This is a genomic window from Miniimonas sp. S16, from assembly GCF_057748195.1.
In genome coordinates this window covers 1,438,486-1,459,644 of the sequence record NZ_CM173242.1, presented here as the reverse complement: position 1 = coordinate 1,459,644, position 21,159 = coordinate 1,438,486, and the positions used below count along the sequence as shown (strand labels likewise).

The 21,159-nt window shown below is 72.2% G+C and carries 14 protein-coding genes; 8 read left to right on the top strand and 6 right to left on the bottom strand.

Annotated elements, in window-relative coordinates:
• The first annotated feature begins 43 nt into the window (after nucleotides 1-43).
• The 5 genes from AC3AQ1_RS06340 to AC3AQ1_RS06320 all read left to right on the top strand — a co-directional run bounded on the left by AC3AQ1_RS06340 (nucleotide 44) and on the right by AC3AQ1_RS06320 (nucleotide 5,698).
• Nucleotides 44-1,294, top strand: coding sequence for an ABC transporter substrate-binding protein (locus AC3AQ1_RS06340; RefSeq protein ID WP_159096415.1), 1,251 nt, complete (start codon nucleotides 44-46; stop codon nucleotides 1,292-1,294).
• Nucleotides 1,295-1,365: 71 nt separating this feature from the next.
• The gene (locus AC3AQ1_RS06335) at nucleotides 1,366-2,313 is read left to right on the top strand and encodes a carbohydrate ABC transporter permease (protein ID WP_108718285.1); all 948 of its coding nucleotides are present in this window, start codon (nucleotides 1,366-1,368) and stop codon (nucleotides 2,311-2,313) included.
• Nucleotides 2,310-3,134, top strand: a complete 825-nt coding sequence (locus AC3AQ1_RS06330; RefSeq protein WP_199916542.1) for a carbohydrate ABC transporter permease — start codon at nucleotides 2,310-2,312, stop codon at nucleotides 3,132-3,134. Before AC3AQ1_RS06335 ends, AC3AQ1_RS06330 begins: the two co-directional genes overlap by 4 nt.
• Nucleotides 3,135-3,137: 3 nt before the next feature.
• A complete protein-coding gene (locus AC3AQ1_RS06325; protein WP_108718284.1) occupies nucleotides 3,138-4,103 on the top strand; it encodes a glycoside hydrolase family 43 protein in 966 nt (321 codons plus the stop codon).
• 65 nt (nucleotides 4,104-4,168) lie between these two features.
• Nucleotides 4,169-5,698 carry an alpha-N-arabinofuranosidase gene (locus AC3AQ1_RS06320; RefSeq protein ID WP_108718283.1) on the top strand — a complete coding sequence of 510 codons (1,530 nt, stop codon included), beginning with the start codon at nucleotides 4,169-4,171 and terminating at the stop codon, nucleotides 5,696-5,698.
• 88 nt (nucleotides 5,699-5,786) lie between these two features.
• On the opposite strand, the gene AC3AQ1_RS06315 is transcribed toward AC3AQ1_RS06320, so the two are convergent.
• On the bottom strand, nucleotides 5,787-8,777 hold the full coding sequence (locus AC3AQ1_RS06315; RefSeq protein WP_108718282.1) for a DUF5107 domain-containing protein: 2,991 nt from the start codon (nucleotides 8,775-8,777) through the stop codon (nucleotides 5,787-5,789).
• Between the two features lie 245 nt (nucleotides 8,778-9,022).
• Complete coding sequence (locus tag AC3AQ1_RS06310) at nucleotides 9,023-9,934, bottom strand: helix-turn-helix domain-containing protein (protein WP_234417843.1); 912 nt, start codon at nucleotides 9,932-9,934, stop codon at nucleotides 9,023-9,025.
• 78 nt (nucleotides 9,935-10,012) lie between these two features.
• On the opposite strand from AC3AQ1_RS06310, the gene AC3AQ1_RS06305 reads away from it, so the two are divergent.
• Nucleotides 10,013-12,448 (top strand): beta-galactosidase, encoded by a 2,436-nt coding sequence (locus tag AC3AQ1_RS06305; RefSeq protein ID WP_108718280.1) that lies wholly within the window; start codon nucleotides 10,013-10,015, stop codon nucleotides 12,446-12,448.
• A gap of 86 nt (nucleotides 12,449-12,534) precedes the next feature.
• Here AC3AQ1_RS06305 and AC3AQ1_RS06300 read toward each other — a convergent pair whose 3' ends face one another.
• From AC3AQ1_RS06300 to AC3AQ1_RS06290, 3 genes are all read right to left on the bottom strand, one after another.
• Nucleotides 12,535-13,947, bottom strand: a complete 1,413-nt coding sequence (locus AC3AQ1_RS06300) for an ABC transporter substrate-binding protein (protein ID WP_108718279.1) — start codon at nucleotides 13,945-13,947, stop codon at nucleotides 12,535-12,537.
• 154 nt (nucleotides 13,948-14,101) lie between these two features.
• A complete protein-coding gene (locus AC3AQ1_RS06295) occupies nucleotides 14,102-15,082 on the bottom strand; it encodes a carbohydrate ABC transporter permease (protein ID WP_108718278.1) in 981 nt (326 codons plus the stop codon).
• Nucleotides 15,083-15,093: 11 nt separating this feature from the next.
• Nucleotides 15,094-16,008 (bottom strand): carbohydrate ABC transporter permease, encoded by a 915-nt coding sequence (locus AC3AQ1_RS06290; protein WP_108718277.1) that lies wholly within the window; start codon nucleotides 16,006-16,008, stop codon nucleotides 15,094-15,096.
• Between the two features lie 260 nt (nucleotides 16,009-16,268).
• Here AC3AQ1_RS06290 and AC3AQ1_RS06285 point away from each other — a divergent pair, with 260 nt between their 5' ends.
• Together AC3AQ1_RS06285 and AC3AQ1_RS06280 are read left to right on the top strand one after the other, a co-directional pair.
• Nucleotides 16,269-17,429 (top strand): LacI family DNA-binding transcriptional regulator, encoded by a 1,161-nt coding sequence (locus AC3AQ1_RS06285; protein ID WP_159096414.1) that lies wholly within the window; start codon nucleotides 16,269-16,271, stop codon nucleotides 17,427-17,429.
• Between the two features lie 179 nt (nucleotides 17,430-17,608).
• Nucleotides 17,609-19,867, top strand: coding sequence for an alpha-galactosidase (locus tag AC3AQ1_RS06280; protein ID WP_108718275.1), 2,259 nt, complete (start codon nucleotides 17,609-17,611; stop codon nucleotides 19,865-19,867).
• An 81-nt stretch (nucleotides 19,868-19,948) separates the two neighbouring features.
• On the opposite strand, the gene AC3AQ1_RS06275 is transcribed toward AC3AQ1_RS06280, so the two are convergent.
• Nucleotides 19,949-21,058, bottom strand: a complete 1,110-nt coding sequence (locus AC3AQ1_RS06275) for a uroporphyrinogen decarboxylase family protein (RefSeq protein WP_159096413.1) — start codon at nucleotides 21,056-21,058, stop codon at nucleotides 19,949-19,951.
• Nucleotides 21,059-21,159: the final 101 nt, after the last annotated feature.

The window sequence follows — 21,159 nt, the reverse complement described above, 5'->3', positions numbered from 1 at the left end:
TGCCGCACGAGTGCCTCTGATGAACGGACACGAAGGAGTTCCGATGAACAAGCGCCCCCTCCTGGCCGGCGCCGCCCTGGCCGCGGCCCTGGCGATGACCCTCTCCGCCTGCGGCGGTTCCGACGGCGGCGGTGACGCCGACGGCACCACGACGATCACGTTCCTCTCCTGGACGGGGGAGGAGCAGATGACCCCGGTGCTGGAGGCCTTCGGCGAGGCGCACCCGGAGGTCAAGGTCGAGGTCTCCTACTCCCCGCCGGTCGCGGAGTACATCCAGACCCTCCAGACGCAGGTGCTCTCCGGCACCGCACCGGACGTCTTCCTCATCGCGGCCGAGAACAAGACGAACCTCATCGACGGCGAGCACGTCGTCGACCTGTCGGGCGAGGACTTCGTCAAGAACGTCGAGCCGTTCAACCTCGAGACCTACGGCCGCGACGGCGCGTACTACGGCCTCTCGCTGTCCTCCTGGGCCGCGGGCTACGCCTACAACATGGACCTGCTCGCGGAGGTCGGCTACGACTCGGTCCCGGAGACCTGGGACGAGTTCCTCGAGATGTGCCAGAAGCTCAAGGACGCCGGCATCACGCCGTTCCTCGAGAGCGTCGACCAGATGCCGACCACCGTCTCGGCCATGATCGGCGCCAAGTCCTCGGAGATGGACCCGAGCCTGGACGACCTCATCTTCTCGGGCGAGTCGACGTTCGAGGAGCAGTGGACGCCGGTCCTCGAGGAGTACAACCGCCTCTACACCGAGGGCCTCGTCTCCTCCGACGTCGTGGGCCTGGACGGCGACATGGTGCGCGACGAGTTCGCCGCCGGGCGCGTGGCGATGTTCAACGCGGGACCGTGGAACATCGCCGCGATCGAGGAGGCCGCACCGGACCTCAACTGGACCTACGCGATGGTCCCCGGGCTCGAGGACGGCAAGCCGTTCGTCGCCGGCGCCGCGTCGCCGGGCTACGCGATCAACTCCGCCTCGGACGAGGCGCACCAGGCCGCGGCGAAGGTGTTCCTCGGCTGGCTCGCCTCCCCGGAGGGCGTCGAGATCGCGCAGAAGCAGACGAACGACGTGACGGTCACGAGCGACTTCGACCCGCCGGTGGACCCGATCTTCGAGCCGATGGTCGAGTCCATCCGGTCCGGTCAGCTGTACCTGCCGATGATCTCCTGGCAGCGCTCGGAGGACGTGCTCAACGTCGAGGCCGTGGCGCAGATCCAGCGGATGATCCAGGGACAGATCACTCCCGAGCAGGTCGCGCAGGCGCTGGACACCAAGCTCGCCGCGTCCTGATCGTCCCGACCCCCCGCCCGGCGCCGCGCCCGACCGCGGCGCCGGGCGGGGCCCCGAGAGGTGAGTGATCCATGAGTGCAGTCGCAGTGCGCCCGCCCCGGGCGCTGAGCAGGAGGGGCTCCCTGCGCGGCGGGGCGTCCGGGGGGTGGAAGCAGGTCGCCGTCAACCAGGCGTTCCTGCTGCCCGCCCTGATCGTGTTCGTCTTCCTCTTCGTCGTCCCGCTGGTGCAGACCTTCTACTGGAGCCTGACCGACTTCACCGGCTACAGCCCCGAGGCGAACTTCGTCGGCCTGGACAACTACGCGAAGATCCTCCAGGACCCGTCCATGCTCGCCGGCCTCGGGTTCACCCTGCTGTTCGCCGTCGGGACCACCCTCCTTATCACGGGGCTGGCGATCCCGCTCGCGGTGCAGCTGAACAAGGTGTTCTTCGGGCGCAACTTCGTCCGGTCCGTGTGGTTCTTCCCCGCCATTCCGTCGATGGCCATCCTCGGCCTGGTGTGGCGCTACGTGCTCTCGCCGCTGGAGTCCGGCGTCCTCAACTCGGTGCTGGCCCGGTTCGGCGTCGAACCGATCGGCTGGCTCTCGGTCGACTCCCTCGCCCGACTGTCCGTCATCGTCGTCGGGGTGTGGGCCGCCACGGGGTGGCACGCGGTGCTCTACACCGCGTACCTGCAGTCGATCCCCGGTGAGTACTACGAGGTCGCGAAGATTGACGGGGCGTCCCCCCGCCAGCAGTTCTTCGGCATCACCCTCCCGCTGCTCACCCCCGCCGTCGTGATCAGCACGTTCCTGCTCATGACCGGCGGCCTCAAGGTGTTCGACCTGCCCTACACGCTCACCAACGGCGGACCTGGCTTCGCCACGTACACGATCACGCAGTCGATCATCGTGTCCGGCGTCGGGCAGGGCCGGTACGGCCTGGCCTCAGCGCTCGCCGTGATGTTCACGGTCGCGGTCGGCATCCTGTCCTTCAGCCAGCTCGCGCTCACGCGCTACATCGAGCGGAGGTTCGTGTGACCAGGCCGCTCTGGCGCCGCATCCTGCTGAGCGCCGTCATGATCCTGCTGGCGTGCTTCATCGGGATCCCGCTGTACTACATCGTCGTCAACACGTTCAAGACGCAGGGCCAGATGGTGACCTCGCCGCTGGCGCCGCCCACCGAGCTGTTCCTCGGCAACTTCCAGGAGGTCCTCACCGACCCGCGGATGTACCGGTCGTTCGCGAACACGCTCTATGTGACCGCGCTCTCGGTGGTGCTCCAGCTCGTCGTCGGGGCGCTCGCGGCGTTCGCGATGATCATGCGGACGAGCCGGCTCAACCTCCTCATCGGCAACATCCTGCTCATCGGTTTCATCGTCCCCGGGCAGTCCACCCTCATCCCGCTCTACCGCACGCTCGTGGGCTTCAAGCTCGTGAACGACCTCAACGGCCTCGTCGTGATGTACATGGGCGGCGCGATCTTCTGCTACTTCCTCATCCAGGGGTACATGCGGACGCTCCCGTTCGAGGTGATCGAGGCGGCCCGGCTCGACGGCGCCGGCCCGTTCCGGATCTTCTGGCACATCGCGCTGCCGCTCATCAAGCCGATCCTCGTGACGGTGGGCGTGTTCCAGACGATGTGGGTGTGGAACGACTTCCTCATCCCGACCGTGTTCATCTCCAGCCCGGACAAGCGCACCGTGGTGCTGCAGGTCTACAACGCGGTCTCGGAGTTCACCACGGACTGGCCGATGTTCATGACCGTCTCGGTGGTCGCGCTCATCCCGATGGTGATCTTCTTCGTGTTCACGCAGCGCCACATCGTCTCCGGGCTGCTCGCCGGCAGCGTGAAGGGCTGAGCCGTGACCGACCTCGATCCCTACGGGTATGTCCTGGTGCACTTCGTCGAGGACCACGTGGGCCACGGCGAGCGGCTCTACCTCTCGCTCTCGGTGGGCGACGACCCCCTGCGGTGGCGTCGCCTCAACGGTGGTGAGCCGGTCGCCGAGTCGACCCGCGGGGCGAGGGGCATCCGTGACCCGCACCTCGTACGCCGGCACGACGGCGAGGGGTTCCACGTCGTCGCGACCGACCTTCGCGTGTGGACCGGACAGCCGACGATCGACTGGGACCACCTGCACCGGCACGGCAGTCGTGACCTCGTGGTGTGGGACTCGCCCGACCTCGTGACCTGGTCGGCGCCGCGGTACGTCACCGTGGCGCCGGCCGAGGCCGGCATGGCGTGGGCGCCCGAGGCGCACTACGACGAGGAGTCGGGGGAGTACCTCGTCTACTGGTCCTCCACGCTCTACGCGCCCGACGACGTCGAGCACGCCGGGGAGTCCTACAGCCGCATCCTCGTGGCGCGCACGCGCGACTTCGTGACGTTCGAGCCGGCGCAGGTGTACCTCGACCAGGGCGAGGAGGTCATCGACCTCACCGTGTACGTCGAGAGCCCGACGCGCGACGGCGAGCACGCCCGGGTGCACCGGTTCGCCAAGGACAACGGCGGGGACCGCGGGGTCTTCCAGGAGACCGGCTCGGCGTTCCTCGCCGACGACTTCGTGGCCACCGCCGACGGGCTGGGCCGCGAGCTCGCCGTCGGGGTCGAGGCGCCCCTGGTGTTCCGCCACCACCACGAGTGCCGGTGGTACCTGTGGGTGGACAGCTACGAGCTGGACCCGCAGGGCTACCGTGCCCTGACCACGACCGACCTCGCCTCGGGGGAGTGGCGGGTCGTGCCCGACCTCGACCTGCCGCCGAACACCAAGCACGGCACCGTGCTGCCGCTCAGCCGCGGCGAGTGGCAGCGCCTCGACGCGCTCTGACGCGGTACGACCCGACTCGACCCGTCTCGACCCGCCTCAACCCGACCCAGACCGAAGGACCCCTCATGCCCGAGCCGCTCATCGCCGTCGTCGACCTCGACCTGCCCGGCCCCACGATCTCCCGGCACGTGTACGGCCACTTCGCCGAGCACCTGGGCCGCTGCATCTACGGCGGGTTCTACGTGGGCGAGGACTCCGACCTGCCGCACGAGGGTGGGATCCGGCTCGACGTCGTGGAGGCGCTGCGCGCCGTCGCGATCCCGAACCTGCGCTGGCCGGGCGGCTGCTTCGCCGACGACTACCACTGGCGCGACGGCATCGGCCCGCGCGAGGACCGCCCCCGGATGGTCAACTCGCACTGGGGCGACGTCGTGGAGGACAACTCCTTCGGCACGCACGAGTTCATGCACCTGTGCGAGCTGCTCGGGGCCGACCCTTACGTCTCGGGGAACATCGGCTCCGGCACGGTGCGCGAGATGAGCGAGTGGGTGGAGTACCTCACTCGCGGCGACGACTCCCCGATGGCGTCCCTGCGGCGCAGCAACGGCCAGGACGACCCGTGGCGCGTGCCGTTCTGGGGCCTGGGCAACGAGGCGTGGGGCTGCGGCGGGAGCATGCGCGCCGAGCACTTCGCCGACCTCGCACGGCAGTACGCCACGTACGTGCGCAACCACGGCGACAACAAGGTCTACAAGATCGCCGCGGGCGCCAACGCGGACGACTACGCGTGGACCGAGACGCTCATGAAGTCGCTGTCGTGCCTGGGCTGCTCGCGCGAGCCGCAGAGCTACTTCCAGGGCCTGTCGATCCACTACTACACGATGACCGGGACCTGGGGCGTGTCGAAGGGCTCGGCCACGGAGTTCGACGTCGAGGAGTACTACGTCGCGATGCGCCGCGCGCACCGGATGCGCGAGATCGTCGCCGGGCACGCCGCCGTCATGGACTGCTACGACCCCAAGCGGCGCGTCGGCCTCGTGGTGGACGAGTGGGGGACCTGGTGGGATGTCGAGCCCGGCACCAACCCTGGCTTCCTGTACCAGCAGAACACCCTGCGCGACGCGCTCGTGGCCAGCGTGCACTTCGACGCCTTCCACGACCACGCCGACCGGGTGGTGATGGCGAACATCGCGCAGACCGTCAACGTGCTGCAGGCGATGATCCTCACCGACCCGGACTCGGGGGCGCTCGTGCTCACGCCGACCTACCACGTGTTCGAGATGAACGTCGGGCACCACGACGCCGCCTCGCTCGCGGTGCGGGTCAAGGGCGAGGTGCCGACGCGCGAGGTCGAGGGAACGGAGCTGCCGCTGCTGTCGGCGTCGGCCTCCACCAAGGACGACACCGCGCTGGTCTCGCTGTCCAACCTCGACGCGCAGGAGGCGCGCACCGTCGTGCTCGACCTGCGTGGGCGCGACGTGACCGCCTCGAGCGCGCGGGTGCTCACCGCCGCGACGCTCCAGACGCACAACACGCCGGGGGCGCCCGACGCCGTCGCACCGGTCGCGCACGACGGCGTGCGTCCGCACGCCCTCGGCCTCGAGGTGGACCTGCCGGCGCACTCGTACGTGACGGTGTCGCTCGAGCTGGGCTGACGCCGACCCCGACCCCGACGCCGACGCCTGCGAGCTCGGCCGGGCCCGGCGTCGCAGTCCGATCTCCTGCGGGTTCCGGACGCTGGGGTCAGCGTCCGCCGGTCTCGCCCCGGGTGAAGAGGAGCAGCTCCGGCAGCGACGTCGCGAAGTAGTCCGTGACGCCGGAGGCGTGCCGGGCGACCGGCGGCACGAACTCCGGGCGAGCCTCGCCGAGGGTCGCCGGCGGATCGGCGAGCGGGAGCCCGAGCGCGTCGCGCGCCGCGTCCCAGGCGGCCAGGGTGCGGCCCTCCCCGCCCTCCCACGGGTGGAAGCGCCGCGTGGTGAGCACGTCGAGCGCCTCCTGCGCCCGGCCGCAGGCGGTGAGCAGCCCCACGTACTCGATCGTGAGGTCGTCGCGCGTGAGCACGAGGTGACGCACGGGCTCCAGGCGCGCGAGCCGCTCGGCGTTCGTGTGTCCCAGGCGCGCGGCGAGCTGGTCCTGCTCGTACCGCAGCCGGGCGTCGTCGGGGGCGAGCGCGATCGCCTGCTCGTACCGCCGCCACGCGAGCGCGTCGTCGTGGGTCACGTTGTAGGCGGCGAGGCCCGCGTTGCGCAGGAGCACCGGGTCCTCGCCCCCCGCGGAGACGGCGGTCTCCCACAGCTCGGCGGCCTCGGGTCGCCGGTCGCGGGAGTACAGCAGCATGGCGAGCAGCGCCGCGGCGCGCGCATCACCGGGATCGGCGTGCAGTGCCGCCACGAGCACGTCGTGCTGGTCCAGACCGTTCGGGAACGCCCAGGTGGCGTCGCTCGCGCGTGCTGCCGCCCGGCGCTCGGCCGCCTCGTCCGCCTGCCCGAGGTCCGCGAGGATCGCGGCGGCCGTGTAGTGCGCGATCGGAGCCCAGCTTCCGGCCGGCGTGCTCGGCGCCGCGGCGACCTCGGCCAGGTGCGCGAGAGCCTGCTCCACCTCGCCCGCACGCCACAGGTCGAGGGCGACGTCGTAGCGGATCCCCGCGTCGGTCGGAGCCGGCCGAGCGGCGAGCACGCGGAGCGTCGCGTCGAGCGGGTCGGCGCCGAGCGCGGCCGCCAGGACCCGGTCGGCGCCGTCGGGGCACCCGAGCCGGCGCAGCAGTACGGCACGCAGAGCGGGACGTCGGGCGTCGTGGCCCACCACGCCGTCGAGCGTGTCGAGGACGCGCAGCGCCGCCCGGTTGCGCCCGCGTGCCGCGAGCGAGCGCGCGAGCTCCAGGCCGGCCGCGGGCGCCCAGGTGCCGTCCCACCCCGCCTTGCCGAAGGCCGACTCGGCCTCGGCAGTCCGGCCCAGCCGAGCGAGTGCGAGCCCGGCGAGGTAGAAGGCCCCGGCGTCCTGCGGGTTGGCGTTGCGTCGCGTGAGCCGTTCGAGCGCGGTCTCGGCGTGCTCGAGCGCGGCGGCGTACCGCGCGGCGCGGTAGTCCCGATCGGCGAGCGCGAGGTGGGTGCCGACGTGTCCGGGGTCGCGGCGCAGGGCCTCGGACCAGTAGGGCAGCGGGGAGCGGGTGGGGTGGCGGTACTGGGCGAGGTGCACGCCGATGAGGCAGAGCTCCTCCACGGAGTCGATCTCCTCGGGTGCCGCCGGCTCCGAGGCGACCCACGGCTCGCCGTCGGCGACCTCGGTGGGCGCCCAGGCGACCAGAAGGCGACCCGCGGCGTCGTGCAGCTCGACGCTGACGCCGTCGGGCTCACCGTCGGCGTGCAGCGAGACTGGGACGCCGGGCACGGCGTCGACCGTGGCGCTCGCGAGGATCTCCTCGCCGCGGCGGATCAGCAGGCGCGCGCCCGGGCGCGGCGAGGTGACGGCGAACGAGGCCGTGATCCCGTCCTCGCGCTCGACGCTGACGGCGGCGTCCGGTGTCGCCTGATGGGCCGGCCCGATGGCGGGGATCGGGTACCAGTACTGCGTGAAGAGCTTGGTCTCGCCGGGCAGGAGCCACGTGAAGTCGGGCTGGTTGTCCGTGTAGACCCCGGCCATGAGCTCGACGTAGGGCCCGTCGTCGTCGGTGAGCTGCGCGTCCCACGCGTGGCCGAAGGGCGCGTCGCCCCACGTCCACTGCTTCTTTCCGGGGGAGATCCGGCGCTCGGCCCAGTGGACGAAGCCGGCGCCTGCGCCGTGGTCGTAGCCGCCGAAGAAGTCCTGCTGGGAGTCGACCACCATGTACGACGTCGGCACCGGGATGTTGCGGTACCAGTCGATCCGGTCCGCGCCCGGCGTGACCTCGGCGCGTGCCGGGTAGTCCACGCCGTAGTAGGGCCGGTCGGCGTGCGGGAAGGCGGTGAGCGCGCGGCGCGCGTGGTCGGCCACGTAGCGCACGTCCTCGGGGAAGAAGGACTGGTAGTCGTCGCCCGCCGCGGCGGCGACGTTCGCCCACCACAGGAACGTCTGGCGCTCGTTGGTGCGGTTGTGCAGCCTGACCACGAGCTCGAGGACCGAGCTGTGCGCGCGCAGGCGCACGCCGTGCTGCGCGGACATCCGGTGATGCGGGTCGTGGTCGTGACACCACACAGTGACGGTGCCGTCGTCGTGCTCGATGGTCGTCTCGACCGGCAGGTAGGTCGCGGGGCGGTGGTGCTGCGGCCAGTTGAGCTCGACCCCGCCGCTGATCCACGGCCCGCCGAGCCCCACCAGCGCGGGCTTGATGACGTTGTTGCGGTAGAAGAAGTCGTACCCGGTCGTCTTGTCGTAGCCGATGTGGATCCGTCCGCCCAGCTCCGGCAGCACCACGAGCCGGACGTAGGAGTTCTCGAGGTGGATCGCCTGCCAGTCCCGCGCGACGCCGTCGTCGGCGACGCTCTCCACGAAGGGCAGCGGGTAGACGCGCCCGCTGGAGCCCTGGTAGACCCGCTGGTCCAGATACATCGGGTACGCGCTGGGTGCCCCAGTCTCGTACGTCGTGATCGTGAGGGGCTGGCTCCACGCGACCGCCGCACCCGACGTCAGGCGAGCCGCCACATTCGCGGGGGCCTCGGGAAGAACGATCCGCGCCCGCTCGCTCGGCGTGGCTCCGGTCGCGAGCGGGAGCGGCCGGTGCCGTGGCGTAGCGTCGGCGATTCGCTCGGTGGTGGACATCGCGGGACCTCTCTCGGGGCGTCGGAGCTCGGCTCGTCGTTCTCGGCTCGCCGCGCTCAGTGCCCTGGTGCGGGTTGCCTCGGTGCGGGCGGTGCCTCGGTGCGGGCGGACCTGGACGGGTCGCCGTCGGTGCTCACGACACTAGGAAGGTGCCGCGCGAGTGGGCATGTCGGGACCCGCGGGTTCCATGGACGAAATCGCGGCCGGGACTACGCCGTCGTGGTACCGCCCGGCCTCGTCGCGGATCAGGCCTGGCGCTCGCGGTAGGCGGTCGGCGGCACGCCGTGCGTCTTCGTGAACTGCCGGGAGAAGTACAGGGGATCGTCGTACCCGCACGCGCTCGCGACGGCGGCCACGGGCATCGTGCTGCTGTCCAGCAGCTCCCGCGCCCGAGCCATCCGCAGGTCGTTCTGGTAGCGCAGCGGAGGCACCCCGACCTGCTGGCGGAAGAGCGCTCCGAACTGGGACGTGCTGAGGCCGACCATCGTGGCGAGCTCCTCGACGGCGGTCCGGCGCGGCGCCGTGGCGCGCAGGTGCTCGACCGCCCGCTCGATCGGGCCCAGGGTCGACCCGCGGGTGCGTCGTCCGGTCGCGATCACCTCGGTGAGGGCGTTCCACGCGGCACCGGAGGCACGGACGAGGCCGCCGGCGGTCGCGGCGTCGAGGCCGTCGACGACCCGCGCGAGCAGAGCGGTGACGGTCCCGGCGTCGCGCAGGTGGGAGAGCACACCGCCGGTCGCCGCGTGGGCGGCGTGGACCAGCTCGGCGGCGTCCGCCCCGGTGACGTGCATCCACCACAGCGTCCAGGGGTCCCGTTCGGACGCGACGTACTCGTGGGAGACCCCCGCGGGCAGCAGCAGCGCATCGCCCCGCTGCACGTCGAATCGTCCATCGGGGGTCCGACACCAGCCGGCGCCGCCCGAGCAGACCATGAGGATGTGCTCCCGGGAGCCGGCCGGACGGGTGCGGCCGTGCCGCGCGGCGTGCGGGAAGAAGCCTGCGTCGGTGACGAGGAGTCGCCTGGTCACCGGCCGGGTGAGCGCCGCGCTCACCACCGGTCGCGCGACCACCACCATGCGCTGTCCCGCGAACCCCTCGCGCAGGTACTCGGGCGTGGCGCGCGGGGGTTCATCCATGGTCCACATCGAATCGGCCATCCCCGCGAGGGTCAACGCTCGCCTACCGTGGAACGCTGTCGCGGGCCGCGCGAGCCCGTCGCGCCTCGCAGGAGAGACATGAGCACCACGAGTCCCACGCCGTCACCGGTCGAGCCCGGGCGGTCCACACCGGCTGCACCGGCTGCACCGGCCGCCAGGCACCTGCGCGTGGGCCGCCCGCAGGAGCCGCGGCGCGGGCACCTCGCGCTCGGCGAGCCGGAGGGCACGCCCGACCGGATCGACGTGACCAGCCGCTCTCTCGAACGCGGCGGCCGGCCGTGGTTCCCCGTCACGGGTGAGATCCACTACTCCCGGATCGACCGCCACCGCTGGGACGAGGTGCTGGGCCTCGCGCGTGCCGGCGGCCTCGGCACCGTCGCCACCTATGTGTTCTGGCAGGCGCACGAGCCCCGACCCGGTGAGTTCGACTGGTCCGGCAACCTGGACCTGCGGGCGTTCGTCCAGCTCGCGGCCGAGCACGGGCTCGACGTCGTCGTGCGGATGGGCCCGTGGGCCCACGGTGAGGCGCGCTACGGCGGCTTCCCCGACTGGCTCGAGGAGCTCGGCCTCGCCACCCGCACGAACGACCCGGAGTACCTGACGCTCGTCCGGCGGCTGTTCGCCGAGCAGGCGGCGCAGCTCGTCGGACTCACGCACGCCGAGGGCGGTCCCGTCGTCGGGCTCCAGATGGACAACGAGCTCTACGACCAGCCGCAGCACCTCGCCACCCTGCGGACGATCGCGGAGGAGCTGGGCCTGCGGGTGCCGATCTGGACCGCCACCGGCTGGGGCGGGGCCCAGGTGCCCGAGACGCTCCTGCCGCTGTACTCCGCCTACGGCGACGGCTTCTGGGAGGAGACCACCACCGAGTGGCCGGAGTTCGCCGCGTTCCACTACCGCTACTCGCCCGTGCGCGACGACCTGAGCGTGGGCAAGGACCTGCGCGAGAGCCTCGACGGCGTCCTGCTCGACCCCGACGCGGTCCCGCTGAAGGACGACGAGCAGCTTCCCTACGCCACGTGCGAGCTCGGCGGCGGGATGCACGTCGCGTACCACCGGCGCCCGCTGATGACCGCGGCGGACGTCACCGCGCTCTCGCTGGCCAAGCTCGGCAGCGGGTCGGTCTGGCAGGGCTATTACATGTACGCGGGCGGGACGATCCGGCGCGGACCCTGGGGGACCTCGCAGGAGTCGCACGCGACCGGCTACCCGAACGACGTCCCGACCCTGACCTACGACTTCTACGCGCCGATCGGCGAGTTCGGTCAGCTGCGTCCGCACTTCCATGCCCTGCGCCTGCAGAACCTGTGGCTCGCGCTCGACGGCGAGGCGCTCGCGGCCATGACAGCGAGCGTCGGGGGCGGCAGCGAGGACCCCGGCGAGCTGCGGTGGGCCGTGCGCTCCGACGGCGAGCGCGGCTACGTCTTCCTCACCACTTACCAGCCCGCTCGGCGCCCGATCGACGGCCAGGAGTCCGTCCAGGTCACCGTGGAGCTCGAGGGCGGTCCGGTCACCGTCCCGTCGCGGCCCGTCGACCTGCCGGCAGGCGTCAGCGTGGCGTGGCCGATCCAGTACCGCCTCACCGATGCGGTGACGCTGCAGAGCGCGACCGCCGCCCTCGTGACCCGGGTCGGTGCGCCTGGCGCGAGCGACGTCGTCGTGCTCGCCGCCACCGATGGCGTCCCCGCCGAGGTCGTGCTCGAGGGGGACGTGGTGGTCGCGGGCGCCGGGCGGGTCACGCGCGAGGACGGCCGCACGATCGTGGCGATCGACGAGCCCGGCCCGGACTGCGTCGTCGAGCTCCCGGGCGTTCGCCTCCTCGTGCTCGACGAGCGCACCGCCCACGCGCTGTCCGTCCTGGACCTCGGCGGCGCACCCCGGCTCGTCCTCACCGAGGCCGGCGCGTACGCGCGGGACGGCCGGCTCGTGCTCCTGTCGGAGCAGGCCACCGCCCGAGTCTCGCTGTTCCCTGCGGCGCCCGGCCGCGTCCGGGCCGTCGCGGGTGAGGCGCGGGACGAACCACCGCGCTCGATCTGGACCACGCTGCGCGTCACGCTCCCCGGCGTGGGGACAACCCGCCTCGCCGAGGGGCTGTCCCTCGAGGCGCCCCGCCCCCCGGCGCCGACCCGGGGAGGGCCGCTCAACCGTCTCTCGGCGCCGACGGACTTCGCCGGCGCCGCCCGGCTGCCGATCGACCTCCCGGTCGAGCTCGTCGACGGCGCCGACCGCAGCCTGCTCCGCGTCACCTGGACCGGTGACGTCGGCCGCGCGGTGATCGGCGAGACGGTCGTGAGCGACACGTTCTGGCACGGGCGCGTCTGGGACGTCGACCTGACCCGCGAGCGGGACGCCCTCGCCCGGTCGGGGCTCGTCCTGGAGCTCCTGCCGTGGCGTGCCGAGACGGGGGTGTGGGTCGACCCCAGCGTGCGGGACGTGCCGGACGGGATCCACGTGGAGGCCGTCGACGTCGTGCGGGTGGGTCGCGCGGTCCTCGAGGTCGCCCCGGCCGACTGACGCGAGGGCGGGGCCCGGCCGGTGCCGGACCCCGCCCTCGCGTGGTCGTGCTGGTGGTGCTGGTCGTGCCGACCGAGCTCGTCGGATCAGTTGAAGAGTGCGTTCACCTGGTCGTTGGCCGAGGTGAGCGAGTCCGGCTCGGCGTCGCCCGTGAACACCGCGTCCACGGCCGGCTGCATGATGCCGGTGATCTCGGCGGCGTTGTCGGTGATCGGGAAGAGGAACGTCGTGCCGTCCTCGACGTGCTGGAGGAACGGCGTGACGTCGATGCCCTTGGCCTCGAACGCGGCCTTCGCGGCGTCCGTCCCGCTCGGGATGGCCGGGAAGACCACGCCGCTCGCGCCGACCACGTCCTGGCAGGCAGCCGAGCCGAGGTACTCCACCCACTTCACCGCGGCGGCCTTGTTGTCCGAGCCGGCCCACACGGAGTCGGCGAGGCCGTTGTACATGCTGGCGCGCTTGCCGTCGGGGCCGACCGGGGTCGGCGCGAGGCCCGTCTCCACGCCGTCGTAGCCGAACATCTGGTTGATCATCCAGGAGCCGTTGGTGATCATCGCGTACTTGCCGGCGCCGAAGATCTCGGCCGAGCTCTGCCCAATCACGGCCTCGAGGCTCGGCATGTAGCCCTTCTCGATGAGGCTGCGCATCCAGGCGATGGTGCTCTGGAACTCCGGCTTGTCGTAGTTGTAGTGCGTGCCCCACGGGTTCTTGTCGGTCACGGTCCAGCCGGTGGTGCCGGAGTACATGCTCCACTGGGTCTGGCCGTTGCCGGCGCCCGAGCCGCCGTCGAGGCCGAGGCCATAGACCGCGACGTCGTCCTTGTCGAACCCGGGCTCGTCGCCGCGCACGCCCTTGCCGTCCACCGTGAGGTGGGCGATGAGCTTCTCGTACGTGCCGCCGTCGTCGGGGTTCCACTCGAGGTTCTGCAGCTCGGCCGGGTCGACGCCCGCGTCGGCCAGCAGCGTGCTGTTGTAGAAGATCGCCACGGTGTCGAAGTCCTTCGGCAGCCCGTAGCGCAGGCCGTCCTGGCCCACCCACAGGTCGGCGAGGCCCTCCTGGAACGAGCCGGTGTCCACGCCGTCGGCCTCGAGCGTCGCGTTGAGCGGGAGCAGCTGGCCCTGCGAGACGAACTCGGGGTACTTCGACAGGTGGTCGGTGAAGACGTCCGGCGCGGTGCCGGCGACGAAGCCGTTGGTGACGTTGGTCCAGTAGTCGTCCCAGCTGTACTGGGTGATGTTCACCGTGACGTCGGGGTTCGCGGCGTGGAAGTCGTCGGCGCACTGCTGGTAGGCGGGCAGCTGGTTGCTGTCCCAGAGCCAGTAGTCGATGTCGCCGGACGCGGTCGACGTGTCGATCGCGTCGCCGGCGTCGCCGCCGCCGGAGGAGTCGCCGGACCCGCCGGAGCTCCCGCCGGAGCAGGCGGTGAGGACGAGGGTGAGGCCGGCGGCGACGGCGAGCGCGCCGCCGACGGAGCGGGTACGGGTGCGGGTGCTGGACATGGTTTTCCTCTCGGGTGACCGGCGTCAGGGCGCGCGGGGCTCAGGGGTGGTGGGTGAGGGGTCGAGCGAGCGCTGCGGGCGAGTGCCCCAGCGGGTGGTGCGGCGAGCGGGAGGTGAGCCGACGCGGCGACGGGAGCGTCGCCGTCGGGCACGCCTACTTGCTGCCCGAGTAGCCGATCGAGTCGATGATGCGGCGGGCGAAGGAGAAGAAGAGCAGGAGCATCGGGGCCGCGGCGACGAGCGTCGCGGCCATCAGGCCGGCCCAGTCGGGCGAACCCGCCGGGGTCTGGCTGCGGAACACCCCGAGCGCCACCGTGAGCACGCGGGTGTTCTCGGTGTTGCCCACGATCAGCGGCCAGAAGTAGTCGTTCCAGGTCGCGATGAACGTGAGGATGCCGAGCGTGGTGACCGGTGCGACGCTCATCGGCAGGATGATCCGGAAGAACGTGCGCCACTGGCCGGCGCCGTCGATCCGGGCCGCCTCCTCGATCTCGCGGTTGATGCCGAGGAAGAACTGCCGCAGGAAGAAGACCGCGAACGGCGTCATGAGCAGCGTCGGCAGGATCATGCCGGGCAGCGTGTTGAGCAGGCCGAGGTTCTTGATGAGGATGAAGTTCGGCAGGCTCGTGAAGATCGGCGGCACCAGCAGGGCGCCGAGGAAGATGCCGAACACGAGGTTGCGGCCGGGCCAGCGCAGCCGGGCGAACGCGTAGGCCGCCATCGAGCAGAAGAACACCTGGCCCAGCGTCACGGCCGTGGAGTACACGAACGAGTTGCGCAGGTAGAGCCAGAAGTTCACCGCCGCACCCGAGCCGCCCTCGGCGACCGCCTCGTCGAAGCTCGCGAGACCGAGGACCCGCTTGAACGCGCCCCAGGTGAAGTCGACCGGGAGGAGCGAGGAGGGGTCGGTGGGCAGCGCGCGGGTCGTGGAGAACGCGGTGCGCAGCATCCACAGGAACGGGAAGATCGTGAGGGCGAGGAACGCGATCATCACGATCCACGCGGCGATCCGGCCGGGCGTGAAGCGGCGACGGCGAGCACGGGACCGCGCGTCGGCGCGCGCCTTCGCCTGGGCGTCGGCGTCGTGGGCGCCGCCTGCGTCGTTCGGACGAGCGTCGGAGACAGTCGTGGTCATGGCGGGCGCTCCTAGGCCAGGTCCGAGTCGCCGGCGCGGAGCAGCCTCAGCTGCAGCGTGGCGAGGATCGCGAGGATGATGAACAGGACGACGGCGATCGCGCTGCCGTAGCCGAACTGCCCCTCCCCGAAGGCCTTCTGGTAGATGTAGTACTGGATGACGCGGGTGACGTTGACGGGGCCGCCTCGCGTCGTGACCGCCACTGTGTCGAACACCTGGAACGAGCCCGTCACGGTGATGACGAGGACCATCGCGAGGACCGGGCGCAGCAGCGGGAGCGTGATGCGGCGGAACGCGGTCACCTCGGACGCGCCGTCCAGGGACGCCGCCTCGTAGACGTAGTTCGGGATCGTCTGCAGGCCGGCGAACACCAGCAGCGCGGTGTAGCCCATGTGCCGCCAGACGTTGACGAAGGCGATCGTCGGGATCGCCCACACCTCGTCGCCGAAGAAGGCGATCCGGTGGATGCCGACCCAGTCCAGGAACTGGTTCACCAGGCCGATCTGGTAGTCCAGCAGCCAGAACCACAGCATCGCGGCGATGACGTTGGAGATCAGCCAGGGGATGAGCAGCGCGCCGCGCAGGGCCGTGGACCTCGTCAGCCGCTGCATGAGGACCGCGAGGAGGACCGCGATCGTCGTCTGGAAGGTGATGTTGAGGACGACGTACCAGATCGTCACCTTCAGCGCGTTCCAGAACAGCGGGTCGTGGACGAGCTTGACGTAGTTGTCCATCCCGACCCAGGTGGGCGAGCCCAGCAGGTTGTACTCGGTCAGGCTGTAGTAGATGCCGCGCAGGGTGGGCACCAGGTAGAAGGTCGTGAACCCGATCAGTGCCGGGAGGATGAAGACCAGCGCCGTGGCGAGCTCGGCTCGCCGGCCGGTCGGCAGGCGGAGCGACCTTCGGGCTCTGCCGCGGGTGCTCACGTCCGCGTCTGCGACTGTGCTCGCACTCACCTCAAGTTCCCTTCGTTGGGATGCCCACGGGAGTCGTGGGCCTGTCGAACGGATGGGACGCTACACGTGTAGATCCGAAGCGCGCAAGAGGGAAGTTCGGGGCGGAGAACCGCGGTAGCGAGGCGATGCCGATTGGCAACCTGCTCTATACGCCGTGGGTCTACAGGTGTAGATTGCCGTCGCGATCTACTGCTGTAGATTGGCAAGCGCCAGCAACGAAGGAGGGCACGATGTCCGGTGGCGTCCCCGGCTCCGGCGAGCCGAGCACGCGGCGCTCGCGCCGCTCCGATCCCGAACCGGCGCCGCGCGCCCTGGCGACCCGCGTCGACGTGGCCCGCCTCGCCGGGGTGAGCTCCGCCGTCGTGAGCTACGTGGTGAACGACGGACCGCGGCCCGTCGCGGCCGAGACGCGCGCCCGGGTGCTGCAGGCCATGGACCAGCTGGGCTACGTGCCGAACGCGAGCGCACGCAACCTGCGCCGGGGGAGCACGCAGACGCTGGGACTCGTCGTCGCCGACAGCCAGAACCCCTTCTTCGGCCAGTACACGTTCGAGCTGGTCAAGGCCGCCGAGCGACAGGGCAAGCAGCTCCTCATCGCGGACTCGCGCGAGGACGCCGCGCGCGAGGCGGACATCGTCGACAACCTCGTCGCGCAGCAGGTGGACGGGCTCCTGTTCACCTCCGCGTTCGCCCGCGTGGACCGCAGCCGCAGCCTCCGGCTCGCCGGCATCCCCACCGTGCTCATCGACTGCCCGGGCCCCGTGGTGGGGCGCCGCACCGTCGGGTCGGACGCGGGTGGCGCGGCCGAGATGCTCGTGCGGCACCTCGTCGAGCACGGGCGCACCCGGATCGGTCTCGTGATCGGGCACCGCGGGTTCGGCGATCCCGACCCCCGCGAGCACGGCTGGCGCCTCGCGCTGCGCTCCGCCGGCCTGCCGGACGGGCCGATCGTGCGCGTCCCGTTCACGCGCGAGGGTGGCTTCGCCGGGGCGCAGGCGCTGCTCGAGAGCGCCGACGTCGACGCGATCTTCGCCAGCAACGACATCCAGGGGGTCGGCGCGCTCCTCGCGCTGCAGCAGCGGGGCGTCCGCGTGCCCGACGACGTCGCGGTCGTCTCCTTCGACGGCACCGAGGAGTCCCGGTTCTGCTGGCCGCCGCTGACCGCCGCGCGTCAGCGCATCCCCGATCTCGCGGCCACGGCGCTGGAGCTGCTCGGTACGCCCGACACCGAGGCCGGCACCCACGTCAGCCTCCCGACCGACCTCGTCCGGCGACGATCCTGCGGCTGCGGGGTGGCCGAGCCCGATCCGGGTGTGGCCGCGGAGCTGCAGCTGCCCGACGGCGAGCACGCGGGCGATGGCGGGTCGGCGTCGGCGGCCGTGGCGACCTGAGCGTCACGACCTTCCCGTCCCGACCGAGCCCGCGCGCTGCGCCCGTCCCCACCAGCCCTGATCGCACGCCCCAGCACCCAGCACCCACCACCCAGCCCCCAGCACCCGACAGCCGCCGTCCGGCACACCTGGACGCGCGGTGCCCCGACCATGCCCAGCCGAGCCGAAGGACCTCACCGATGAGCAAGCCCGTCAACGCCTACCTCCACCTGCACGCCGAGGGTGTCGGCGTCGTGATCGACCTCGCCGAGGGTCGCCTGCCCGCGGTGCTGCACTGGGGCGCCGACCTGGGTGCGCTGACGGTGGCCGACGCGCAGGCCCTCGCCCTCACCGGGGTGCACGTCATCGCGCCGAACATCGTCGACGAGCCGGTGCGCGTCGCGCTGCTGCCCGAGGCGCGCACCGGCTGGCTCGGCCGGCCCGGGATCAGCGGCTCGCGTGGCGGCCGGGACTGGTCACCCGCGTTCACCACCACCGCGCTCGCGATCGACGGCGAGGACCAGGACGCCAACGGCGAGACTCCCGTGCTCCTGGAGCGCGGGACCGCGGAGGTGACCGTGCTCGCCGTCGACCACGTCGCGGGTCTCGCGCTCGAGCTGCGCATCGCCCTGACGCCGGGCGGTCTGCTGCGTACCCGCGCGCTGCTGCGCAACACCGGTGCCGACGCGTACCAGCTCGACGAGCTCGTGCTGGCGTACCCGGTGCCGCCGGTCGCGCGCGAGCTGCTCGACCTCGCGGGTCAGTGGGGTCGCGAGCGCTCGCCGCAGCGCCGCGCCCTCACGGTCGGCACGCACCTGCGCGAGGGTCGCCGCGGCCGCACCGGCGCGGACGCGGCCACCGTGCTGCACGCCGGCACGCCGTCGTTCTCGTTCGGCTCCGGGGAGGTCTGGGGCGTGCACGTCGCCTGGAGCGGCAACCACACCCACCTCGCGGAGCGGCTGTCCACCGGCGAGCAGGTGCTGGGCGGCGGCGAGCTCCTGCTCCCCGGCGAGGTCGTCCTCGCCCCGGGCGAGCACTACTCCTCGCCGTGGCTCTACGGCTCCTACGGCGAGGGGCTCGACGGCGTGGCGCACCGCTTCCACCGCTACCTCCGGTCGCGCCCGCAGCACCCCGACGTCGAGCGACCGGTCACGATCAACGTGTGGGAGGCGGTCTACTTCGACCACCGCCTGCCGCCGCTGCTCGAGCTCGCCGAGATCGCGGCGTCGCTCGGCGTCGAGCGGTTCGTGCTCGACGACGGCTGGTTCGGCTCCCGGCGCGACGACTACTCCGGCCTCGGCGACTGGACCGTGTCCGCCGACGTGTGGCCGGACGGGCTGCACCCGCTCGTCGACCGGGTGAAGGACCTCGGCATGCAGTTCGGCCTGTGGTTCGAGCCCGAGATGGTGAACCTCGACTCCGACGTCGCCCGCGCGCACCCGGACTGGGTGCTCGCGACCGGCGGCCGGATGCCGGTGCCCTCGCGCCACCAGCAGGTGCTCGACCTCGGCATCCCCGACGCCTACGCCTACATTCGCGACGCGATCCTCGCGATGCTCGCGGAGTACCGCATCGACTACATCAAGTGGGACCACAACCGCGACCTCGTCGACGCCGGCAGCGGACCCGCGGGCCGGCCGGGCGTGCACGCGCAGACCCTCGCGGTCTACCGGCTGATGGACGAGATCCGGGCCGCCCACCCGGGGCTGGAGATCGAGGCGTGCGCCTCGGGTGGTGCGCGCGTGGACCTCGGCATCCTCGAGCGGACCGACCGCGTGTGGGTGTCGGACTGCATCGACCCGCTCGAGCGGCAGCAGATGCTGCGCTGGAGCGGTCAGCTGCTCCCGCCGGAGCTGCTCGGCTCGCACATCGCCTCGGGCGTCTCGCACACCACGGGCCGGTCGCACGACCTCGACTTCCGCGCCGCGACCGCCCTGTTCGGCCACCTCGGCATCGAGTGGGACCTGCGCCGGGCGAGCGAGCGCGAGCGCGCCGAGCTCGCCGAGTGGATCGCGTTCTACAAGCGTGAGCGCGGCCTCCTGCTGCGCGGCGACCTCGTCCGCGTCGACTTCCCGAACGCCTCGCTCACGGCGTCGGGCGTCGTGAGCCCGGACCGCTCCCGAGCGATCTACTCCTTCGCCTCGGTCGCGACGCACGAGACGGCGCTGCTGGGCCGGCTCCGGTTCCCGGGGCTCGACCCGGACCGGCGCTACCGGGTGGCGCCCGTCCTGGTGGGGAGCGCGCCGTCGGGCCTGCTCCCGCCGCAGTGGTGGGGCGTCGAGCGCGACCACTCCGCCTACCTCGCCGACCTGCACGAGGGGCACGCGCCCCGGCTGCGGCAGGTGGGGGAGCACCTCGGGGTCGAGCTGCCGGGCTCGGTGCTCGTGCACACGGGGCTCGTCGACGCACGCGTCAACCCCGACCACGTGCTGCTCTACAGCGCGGAGGCCGTCGACTGACGGCGGAGGTCGGGCCGGGCGCGACCCGCGCCGACGCTCGTGGGAGCGGCGGCGCGGGGTCGCGCGGTTCGGCGGCGCGCCTCAGCGCGTCTCGGCGGCTTCGGCGCCCTCCTCGTGCCCGACGGCGTCGCGCAGCGCCGCGTAGACGGCGTCCGGCACGCTCGGCGGGACGGAGCACGACGGCGCGAGCAGGAACGCGCGCCCCGCACCCTCGAGCGCGGCGCGGGCCTGGTCGCGGACGGTGGCGACCTCGCCGTCGCCCGCCGCGAGATGCGCGACGCCGCCGACGCCGATCGCGCGCAGCGTGCGGCCGGCCTCGGCGAGCGTCGGGTTGCCCGGCGCCGTCTGGTCCCAGTGCACGGCGTGCACGCCGGGACGGTCCAGCCACTCCGGGTGCGCCCACGGGCCGCACGTGTGCACCACGCGCCAGCCCTGGACCGAGGCGAGCACCTCGTCGTCGTACGGCGTGGACAGCTCGGAGAACTGCTGCGGCGACGCGACGTCGCGGTGGGCCGTCCCCGTCACGGCGAAGAACACCCCGTCCGCGCCGGCCTCGCGCGTGCGCCCGAGATAGGTGACCAGGGTGTCGGTGATCGCGCGCAGGGCGGCGTGGACCGCCGTCGGGCGCTCGGCGAGGAGGCCGGCGAGCACCTCGGTGGGCCGGGCGTCGCCCGGCTGGAGCGCCGAGACGTACGACGGCGTGCCGGTCAGCTCGAGCAGCACCGACAGCGGCGAGAACACGGTGGGCAGGAGCGGGAGGTCGCCGACGCGTTCGCGCAGCAGCGCGACGAGGCGCACGTGGTCGGCGAGCACCGCTGCGTCGGCGGCGTCGGTCACGAGGTCGAGGTCGGCGGGGGTGCGCACGAGGGTGCGGGTGCGCGCCGGGAGGACGCCGGTGTAGCGGGCGAGGTCGTAGGTGTTGCCGAACGCCTCGGGCAGGTAGGTCGCGCGCGGGTTGATCTTGATCCAGTCCCAGCCGAAGCGCGCGGTGTCGGCGGCCACCCGGTCGGCGAGGGCCTCGACGTCGGACTCCTCGGGGATGTGGTGCTGCCACGCGGTGACGGGGACGCGGTCTGGCGTGCCGCCCTTGAGCGTGGCCTCGAACCGGCGGCGCTGCGGGGACGGGGTCGGGGTGGGAGTGGGAGTGGTGGACTCGGCCGGCGGGACGAGGGTGGTCGTGTCGGTGGTCATGGCGGGCTCCTCGGGGGTGCGGTGCCGAGTCGGTCGCCGGTGCGACGGCCGCTCGGTCGGGCTGGTGCTCCCACGGTCGGGGCCGATGCTCTCGCGCGAGA